Genomic DNA, 8,338 nt, shown 5'->3' on the forward strand with positions numbered 1-8,338 from the left:
GTGATGGCGGAGAGGCTGTAGCCGAGCAGATCGTGCAGATCGCGCGCGTACCGCCGGCGCTCCTGCTCGACGGCCCGCCAGGCGAGTGTCTCGCGCTCGTCGTGGGCGGTGGTCACGAGTTCCACGAACCGGGCCGCGCCGAGAAGGACGAGTGCCGTGCCCCCGGTGACGGCCCCCGCGTACAGCCCGTCCGCCCAGTCCGCGCCCTCCGCGCGCCCCGCGGCGCAGATCGCGGCGACGGCGAGCGCGGCGAGCGAACGACCGCCGGAACCACGGAAGTTGACCAGGAGCGCGCCTGCGAAGTACCCCGCCGTGCCGGGCCAGACGGCCACGGGTGTCAGGGCGGGCAGGAAGCCCAGCAGGCCCTGCGCCGCGATCGTCAGGGCACGCCGGCGCTCCCGCACCCGGTCCGTCACCAGATGCAGGACGTACGTCCCGAGCAGGGCTCCCACGGCTGCTGCCGCCGCGCCCCGCCCGGGGTGTGTCGTGGCGATCGCGGCCACGCCCAGCGGAACGAATCCCGCCGTGATCGCGAACGCGGTCCTGAACGCATGCCGAGTGACCGGCACACCGGCGGTCCTGCCGTCCGACTCCCCCACCCATGTGCTGGTCAGCTGCTCAGCCGCACCGGACATCGACTCCCCCTCAGAAGTCCCCAGAGCGCCCTCTGTGCTGATGCGGGGATGCTAAGGGCAAGCGCCTGGTCACGGACAGTGGGCCTCGAAGGGGGCGCATTCGCCGGGGCGCGCCAGAAGTGCCGCGTATGAGCGATTCATGGGGTTTTCGTGGGCACGTCACTGGCGACCGCGGCGCGCAGACTGCCAAGGTCTGGGTGGCAGTTGAACGCCGCACTCTCTGGGGGGACGAGTGATCGAGATCGCCGTGCTCGGACCGCTGAACGCACGGGTGGGGCCGGCGTCAGTGGTACCGAGCGCACCGAAGCCACGGCAGGTCCTGGCTCTGCTGGCCCTCAACCGCGGGAACCCGGTGGGGGTTTCGGCTCTGGTCGACGAGTTGTGGGGAGACCGCCCGCCACGCTCGGCCGAGGCCACGCTGCACACCTACGTGAAGCAGCTGCGCAGAATGATCGGCTCGGCGCTCGGTCCCGATCACGTGCTCGGTCCGAAGGACGTGCTCCGGCGGGTACCCGTCGGCTACCGCCTGGACGCCCCGCCGGACGCCATGGACGTCTCCCGTTTCGAACGGCTCGCCTCGGCCGGACGTGCCGCGCTGGAGGCGGGCGCCGACGCCGAGGGTTCGGAGCTCCTGGTGAGTGCGCTGCGGCTGTGGCGGGGGCCCGCACTGGCCGACGTGTCGCCAGGACCCGTACTGCGTGCGGAGGTTCTGCGTCTGGAGGAACTTCGGCTGACCGCCCTGGAGGAGCGCTTCGGCGCGGAGCTCCGGCTTGGCCGCCACCGCGCGCTCCTCGGCGAACTCACCGCCCTGGCCTCCCGCTACCCCCTGCACGAGAGCCTCCACGCGCAGCTGATGCTCGCCCTGCACCGCAGCGGTCGCTCCTGGCAGTCGCTGGAGCTGTTCCGGGGTCTGCGCCGCGTCCTGTCGGACGAGCTGGGGCTCGAACCTTCCGTACGTGTACGGCAGTTGCACGAGGCGATCCTGCGGGGCGACACGTCCCTGGACGCCATCCGCGACCACTCTGATGGGGGGTGGAGCGGCGCCGCGCAGGGGCACCCCGACCGGGCATCGGGGTGGCGCGGCGCCGCGACGGGGGCCCACGTGGTGATGCCATGACGACGACCGAGTACCTGGCGCGGGCACCCCAACCTCATGCGCCCGTACGGCTGTTGTGCTTCCCTTTCGCGGGCGGCGGGGCCTCGGCGTACGCCCGCTGGCAGCGCGAACTCGACGCGCGGGGCGCCTCGGTGGACGTCCTGCCCGTTCGGCTGCCTGGCCGCGAGGGACGGTCCGGCGAGCCCCGCTTCACCGAACTCACGTCATTGGTCGCGGAGTTGGACGAGGAACTCGACGAGGTGCTGGCCTCGCCCCATCTCCTGTACGGGCACAGCATGGGCGCGCTCATCGCGTACGCCTTGATCCGGCGACGTCAGGAGCGGGGCGCGCCCCTTCCACGCGCGGCCCTGCTCGCCGCGTACCGCGCCCCGCATCTGCCACCGCCGCGCATCGACTCCGACGCCGACTCCAACGCCGGCTTCGGTGCCGGCTCCGGCTCCGGTGCCAGCTCCAGCGACGGTGCCGAGCCCGGCTCCGGTGCCGAGTCCGGTGCCGACTTCGACCTCGCCCGCGCGCTCGTCGCACTCGGCGGGCTGCCCGAGGCCCTGCTCGGGCACCCGGAGTGGCTGCGGGCGCTGCTGCCCGTGGTGCGGGACGACCTGGCGCTGTGCGCGAGCGCGGGCTCGGCCGGCGGGCCCGTCCGCGTGCCCCTCCACCTGTTCGCCGGGGCGGACGACTCCCTCGTACGGGCCTCCGAGGTGACCGCCTGGCGCCGTTACGCGGCGCGTGGCTGCGAGGTGCGGGTCCTGCCGGGCGGCCACTTCTTCCTGCGGACGCACGAGGGATGGCTGCTGGACGAGGTGGCGCCCCTGGTCCGCCGCTACGGCGGCCGACGGACGGTTCACGCGGCGGCATCCTGAGCCTCCTCTCCCTGGCCGACGCCCACGCCGTCACCCCCGTCACCATCGCCCGAGCCCGAGCCCGAGCCCGCACCCGCACCCGCACCCGCACCCGGACCAACTGCCTTGTCCCGCCGCCGAGGCGACCGCAACAGCCGCACCAGCGGAATCCCGGCGGTCGCCGTCAGCGGCACGTTCGCCCACAGCGCCCACCTCCAGTCGGCGCCGACGACCGCGCCCGCCGCGAGGCCCGTACCGAAACCGGCGACGACCACGGCGCTCCAGACGAGGAGGAGCCGATCCGGACGCTGCCCGTCGAGATCGAGATCGAGAGCAAGAACGAAGGCCATCGCGGTGGCCGTGAGCGCCGCCGCGCCCGCCCCCTGGACCGCCCGGAAGGCGAGGAACGCCGACGCCCCGGACACCAGCGTCAACGCCACCGACGACTGGACGAAGAGCCACAGCCCGAGGATCAGCACCGGAAGCGGCCGGGTGCGCCTGATCAGCAGGCGCAGCGGCAGTACCAGCAGGCCCAGCGCGAGGACGTAGACCAGGACCGCCCACGGCAGCCAGCTCGCGCGGAGCCCGTTCGCCTCGCGCAGGGCCGGGCCCATGGTGGTCACCACGGAGGCGCCGGCGGCGACGAGGAACTGGCTCAACGCGCAGGCCGCGTACAGGACCCGGCCCCCGCTCCCGAAGCCGTCCCCGACCGCCGGCCGCTCAGCGCGCGGCATCCTGCACCTTCGCGACCCGCTCCCCCGGTTCCTGGAGCTGGAAGTACGCCCCGGCCAGCACCCGGCGGGTGAGCAACTCGCTGCGGTTCACGGCCCGGTAGAGGGTGCGCCGCCAGGCTCCGCCGACGCGGCCGTGCAGCGTGAAGAGGCGTTCCTGGCGGAGCTGGAGGGCCCGGGAGCGGGCCACGGACGCCTCACGGGCGCGCTGGAACGCGTCGGTCGCGGCATTCAGCGCCACCGGCCCGCTGTCCAGGGCGTCCTCCACCAGCGGCGCCAGCGTGACCGCGTCGATGATGGCGTGGTTGACGCCCTGCCCGAGGATCGGCGTCAGCGTGTGGGCGGCGTCTCCGACGAGGACGATGCCGGGCGCGGACCAGCGCGGCACGACCGTCGTGAAGATGTCGAGCATGGACGTGTCCGACCAGGACCGCACCTGCTCGCGCACCGCTCCGGACAGCTCGGGGGCGAGCGCGTCGAGGCGCTCGTACAGGCGTGGCAGCCCCTGCCCCCGCATCTCCTTGAGGCCGCCCTTGGGAATGTTGAAGCCGACCCGGACGCTGTCGGGCCGGGTCGGGATGAACAGCCCGTGCTGGTCTCCCCGGATGCGGACGCGATACGTACGGTCGTCCCAATCGCCGTACGGGAACGGCAACTTGAGCCAGACGACGTCCCGCTCCAGCGGCATCGTGCGGTACGCGAGGCCGGACATCTCGCGCACCTTGCTGAACCTTCCGTCCGCAGCGACGGTCAGCGTCGCCCGGATCTCCCGCTCGCCCTCGGCGGTGCGCACCCGCACCCCCGTGACCGTGCCGTCGTCGTCGCGCAGCAGTCCGGTGGCGGTCGCGCCCTGGAGGAGGGTGAAGCCGGGATGTGCCGCGCCGGTCTCGGCGAGCGCGGACAGCAGGGCGGGCTGCGGGAGTTCGACGGGGAAGGGATGCGGATACCGGAAGCGCTCGAAGTCGGCGGCGAACACGGTGTGTCCGGAGTCCTGGATCCGCATGTGGTGCATCTGGACGTACTCGCCGTCGAGCCGGTCGAGCAGGCCGAGGCGGTCGAGCAGCCACACGGAGTCGGGCGAGACGGACTCGCCGCGGAACGACCGGTTGAAGTGCCGGCTCGCCTCCACGACGACCACGGGCACGGAACGCCGGGCGAGTTCCACGGCGAGCGTCAGCCCGGCGGGCCCACCGCCCACCACGCACACCTGCGTCGGTACGTCCATCGGCCGCCTCCTGGGAGTCCGTGCGGGTCAGTGCCGGGGCGAGTCCGTCCCGGCATGCACTCGCCTCGCCGAACCCCACCCTCCGCAACGGTTCTTGTAGCCCCCTTGCGCGAACACCCTTGCCACAAGGCCGCGTTAAGGCCGCTCTCGCACGCTCCCTGGCATGACCACCGCATCCATCACCCCGCGGACTCCCGTGCGGGGCACGCCCCGGACGTTCACCGACGTCGTGCGGGAGCGCACGGACGCCCTCGCCGAGCGCGACGCGTTCGTCTTCCTCCCGGACGACGGGCAGGGGTCGGTCCCCGAGCACCTGACATACGCCGGCCTGGACCGGCGGGCCCGCGGCATCGCCTCGTGGCTGCGCGAGCACGGGGCCGTCGGGCGGCCGGTGCTGCTGCTCCACCCGCCGGGCACGGCGTTCGTCGCCGCCTTCGTGGGTTGCCTGTACGCGGGATCGGTGGCGGTGCCCGCACCGCTGCCGACCGACCAGGGGCAGCAACTCGCCCGGGTGGCAGGCATTTTGAGGGACTCGGGCGCGTCCGCGGTGCTCTCCACGGGTGCGTACGTGCCGTTGCTGGAGGCCTGGCTGGCGTCGGTGGCCCTGCCGCGGGTGCGCTGCCTCGCCACCGACCGGGAGGACATCGGTGACCCCGCCTCGTGGCGGGCGCCGGACACCTCCCCCGACGACCTGGCGTTCCTCCAGTACACGTCGGGTTCGACCAGCGAGCCCAAGGGCGTCATGGTCACCCACGCCAACCTGCTCGCCAACGAGGCGGCGATCGGCCGCTGGGCGGGCACCCACGAGGGCATGGTGGTCGGCGGCTGGCTGCCGCACTACCACGACCTGGGTCTCATCGGTCATCTCCTCCACTCCCTCTATGTGGGCGGTCTGTCGGTGCAGATGTCACCGCTGTCGTTCCTCAAACGGCCGCGCCGCTGGCTGGAGATGATCGGCGACTACCGCGTAGAGGGCTCCGGCGCACCGGACTTCGCGTACGACCTGTGTCTACGGCGGGTCACGGACGAGCAGTTGGCGCGGCTCGACCTGTCGAGCTGGCGGTGCGCGCCCAACGGCGCCGAACCGGTACGCGCCGACACCCTGCGCGCCTTCGTGGAGCGTTTCGCCCCCGCCGGGCTGCGCCGCGAGGTCTTCGCGCCCTGCTACGGCCTCGCCGAGACCACGCTCCTGGTCACGGGCGCGGACCCGGCCACCGAACCGACGATCCGCACGGTCGACGCGGCAGCCCTGGAGCAGGGCGTGCTGGCCGTCGGCGAGGGGCGCACACTCGCGGGCAGCGGGAGCGCCCGCGACTCTGAGGTGCGGATCGTCGCTCCCGGCACGGACGCACCTCTCGCCGACGGCCTGGTCGGCGAGATCTTGGTGCGCGGGCCGAGCGTGACAGCGGGCTACTTCGGCAACAAAGCGGCCACGGCCGACTGCTTCGGGGCCGACGGCTGGCTGCGTACGGGCGACCTGGGCGTCCTGGACGCGGGCGAACTCTTCGTCACCGGGCGCCTGAAGGAGGTCATCGTCCTCGCCGGCCGGAACCTCTACCCGCACGACATCGAGCGGGCCGCCCAGTCGGCGGACCCGTCACTCACACGGGGAGCCGGGGCGGCCTTCGCGGTACGGTCCGGTCGCGCCGCAGGAGCCACGACCTCCACCGAACCCGACGACTCCACCGCATCGGGCGGCCGGGGTGGCTCCGAGCGCGAGCATCTCGTCCTCGTCCAGGAGGTACGGCTCGCCGCGGTCCGCGACGGGGACCTGCGGGCGGTGGCGACGGCCGCGCAGAGCGCGATCGGGCGGCAGTTCGCCGTGCCCGCGGGGAACGTGGTCCTGGTCAAACCCGGCACCGTACGCCGCACCACCAGCGGCAAGGTCCGCCGCACCACCATGCGCGACCTGTTCCTCGACGGCACGCTGACCCCGCTGTACGAGGTTCTGGAACCGGCCGTACGAGACCTCGTGGGCGACGCGGCGGTGTCCTCGTGAACCGCGAGCACTCCCCGTACCGCCTCGCCGAGGAGCTGGAGCACGCGCTCGGGGACCCGGCGGGCGCCCGCACCCCGTTCTCGTACGCCGCCTGTCTGGACCTGGACGCCCGCGAGGAGTTCCCGGCGGGGATCTGCCGGCTCCTGGACGACTGGGGCCTGCCCGACTACTACGTGCCGGTACGCCACGGCGGACGCCTCCGGGACTACGAGCACGCGCTGCACCTCGTCCGTACGGTGGCGCGCCGCGATCTGACGGTCGCGGTCGCGCACGGGAAGACGTACCTGGGCGGGGTGTGCGTATGGGTCGCGGGCGGCGAGGAGCAGGCGGCGCGGCTCGGGAGCGACATCCGGGCGGGGGTCCCCGTGTCGCTGGCGCTCACCGAACGGGCGCACGGGAGCGACCTGTTGGCGGGGGAGGTCGAAGCCGTGGCGGACGGCGGAGGATTCGTCCTGCGCGGCGAGAAGTGGCTCATCAACAACGCGACCCGCGGCTCGGTCCTCTGCGTCCTCGCCCGTACCGCCACCGAGGGCGGACCGCGCGGCTTCAGCGTGCTGCTCGTCGACAAGAGGACGCTGACGCCCGGGAGTTGGCGTCCACTGCCGAAGGTGCCGACGCACGGCATCCGTGGCGCGGACATCTCCGGGATCGTCCTCGACGGGGCGTACGTGGACCGGGAGGCGCTGATCGGTCCGGAGGGCAGCGGCATCGAGACCGTCCTCAAGTCCCTCCAGCTGACCCGCACGATGTGCGCGTCCCTGTCCCTCGGCGCTGCCGACCACGGACTGCGCATCGCCCTGGACTTCGCCCGGGAACGACGCCTGTACGGTCGGCCGCTCGCCGAACTACCGCAAGCACGCGCCCTGTTGGCGGGAGCGGTGGCGGACGTCCTGACCCATGAGTCCCTGGCCCTGGTCGCCTCCCGCATGGCGCACACCACGACCGGCGAACTCTCCGTCGTCGCGGCCGTCACCAAGTACCTGCTGCCGACCGGCACGGAGGACGTACTGACCGCCCTCGGAGAACTGCTGGGAGCCCGCGCCTTCCTGGTGTCGGGCCCCGGCACGGGACCGTACGGCATGTTCCAGAAGGTCGAACGGGACCACCGCATCGTGGGCCTCTTCGACGGAAACACCCTCGTCAACCTCAACTCACTGATCCTGCAGTTCCGTTCGCTCGTACGACACTGGCGGCGCCGGACGCCACCCGCGGACGGCATGCGCACGGCCTGCGATCTCGCGGCGCCGCTCCCCGAGTTCGACCCGGCGGAGCTGGAGTTGACCGCCCGGCGGGGCGCTGCTCCAGTGGCCGCGCTCCCGGCCTGGACGGCGGTGCTGCATGAACGGGCCGCCGAGGAGCCCGCGTTGAAGGACGCCGCCGAGCTGGCCGAGCGCCTGCTGGCCGTGACCGGCCGCGTGCACGAGGAGATGGCCGCCTACGCGGATGTGGTGACCGACGTCCCCGAGGAAGCCTTCGACGTGGCACGCCGGTACTGCCTGTGCTTCGCCGGAGCGGCCTGCCTGGGGCTGTGGGTGGAGTCGGGTTCCGGGGTGCCGGGCGGGGAGGGCGTCTGGCGGGACGCGCTGTGGCTGCGGGCCGCGCTGGAGCGACTGCTCGCGCGGCTGGGCGAACCGTCGTCGTCCGACCCTCAGGAGGAGCTGCTGGAAGAGGCGCTCGCCCTGCACGGGCACGGGCGGCTGGTCTCACTGCTGCGGCTCCAACTGCGCCGGGAGGTGGCGTAGATGCCGTACACGACCCTCACCGCCGCCCACCGGGCGGCCGAACTCGCCCG

The 8,338-nt window shown here is 73.1% G+C and carries 6 protein-coding genes and 1 pseudogene; 4 read left to right on the forward strand and 3 right to left on the reverse strand.

Features of this window, described 5'->3' with window-relative positions; translation table 11 throughout:
- Positions 1–635 (reverse strand): annotated as a pseudogene (locus tag AOK17_RS46455) (hypothetical protein); the annotation flags it as partial.
- A gap of 235 nt (positions 636–870) precedes the next feature.
- Between AOK17_RS46455 and AOK17_RS46460 the strand changes: the two are divergent.
- Together AOK17_RS46460 and AOK17_RS46465 are read left to right on the forward strand one after the other, a co-directional pair.
- A complete protein-coding gene (locus AOK17_RS46460; protein ID WP_079053683.1) occupies positions 871–1,752 on the forward strand; it encodes an AfsR/SARP family transcriptional regulator in 882 nt (293 codons plus the stop codon).
- Entirely contained in the window at positions 1,749–2,612 is an 864-nt protein-coding gene (locus AOK17_RS46465; RefSeq protein ID WP_245697872.1) for a thioesterase II family protein, read from the forward strand. Before AOK17_RS46460 ends, AOK17_RS46465 begins: the two co-directional genes overlap by 4 nt.
- Here AOK17_RS46465 and AOK17_RS46470 read toward each other — a convergent pair.
- On the reverse strand, positions 2,594–3,325 hold the full coding sequence (locus AOK17_RS46470; RefSeq protein ID WP_055618673.1) for an MFS transporter: 732 nt from the start codon (positions 3,323–3,325) through the stop codon (positions 2,594–2,596). The two genes, AOK17_RS46465 and AOK17_RS46470, sit on opposite strands and share 19 nt — an antisense overlap.
- A complete protein-coding gene (locus AOK17_RS46475) occupies positions 3,312–4,547 on the reverse strand; it encodes an FAD-dependent oxidoreductase (protein WP_055618674.1) in 1,236 nt (411 codons plus the stop codon). The genes AOK17_RS46470 and AOK17_RS46475 overlap by 14 nt, the downstream gene beginning before the upstream one ends.
- A gap of 163 nt (positions 4,548–4,710) precedes the next feature.
- On the opposite strand from AOK17_RS46475, the gene AOK17_RS46480 reads away from it, so the two are divergent.
- Entirely contained in the window at positions 4,711–6,546 is a 1,836-nt protein-coding gene (locus AOK17_RS46480) for a fatty acyl-AMP ligase (protein WP_055618675.1), read from the forward strand.
- On the forward strand, positions 6,543–8,288 hold the full coding sequence (locus AOK17_RS46485) for an acyl-CoA dehydrogenase family protein (RefSeq protein ID WP_055618676.1): 1,746 nt from the start codon (positions 6,543–6,545) through the stop codon (positions 8,286–8,288). Before AOK17_RS46480 ends, AOK17_RS46485 begins: the two co-directional genes overlap by 4 nt.
- Positions 8,289–8,338: the final 50 nt, after the last annotated feature.

The organism is Streptomyces phaeochromogenes, assembly GCF_001418655.1.
GTDB classification, from domain to species: Bacteria; Actinomycetota; Actinomycetes; order Streptomycetales; family Streptomycetaceae; genus Streptomyces; species Streptomyces phaeochromogenes.

Coding starts and splice junctions, on each gene's coding strand:
- AOK17_RS46465 (WP_245697872.1), top strand. CDS start 1,749: ATGACGACGACCGAGTACCTGGCGCGGGCACCCCAACCTCATGCGCCC.
- AOK17_RS46470 (WP_055618673.1), bottom strand. CDS start 3,325: ATGCCGCGCGCTGAGCGGCCGGCGGTCGGGGACGGCTTCGGGAGCGGG.
- AOK17_RS46475 (WP_055618674.1), bottom strand. CDS start 4,547: ATGGACGTACCGACGCAGGTGTGCGTGGTGGGCGGTGGGCCCGCCGGG.
- AOK17_RS46480 (WP_055618675.1), top strand. CDS start 4,711: ATGACCACCGCATCCATCACCCCGCGGACTCCCGTGCGGGGCACGCCC.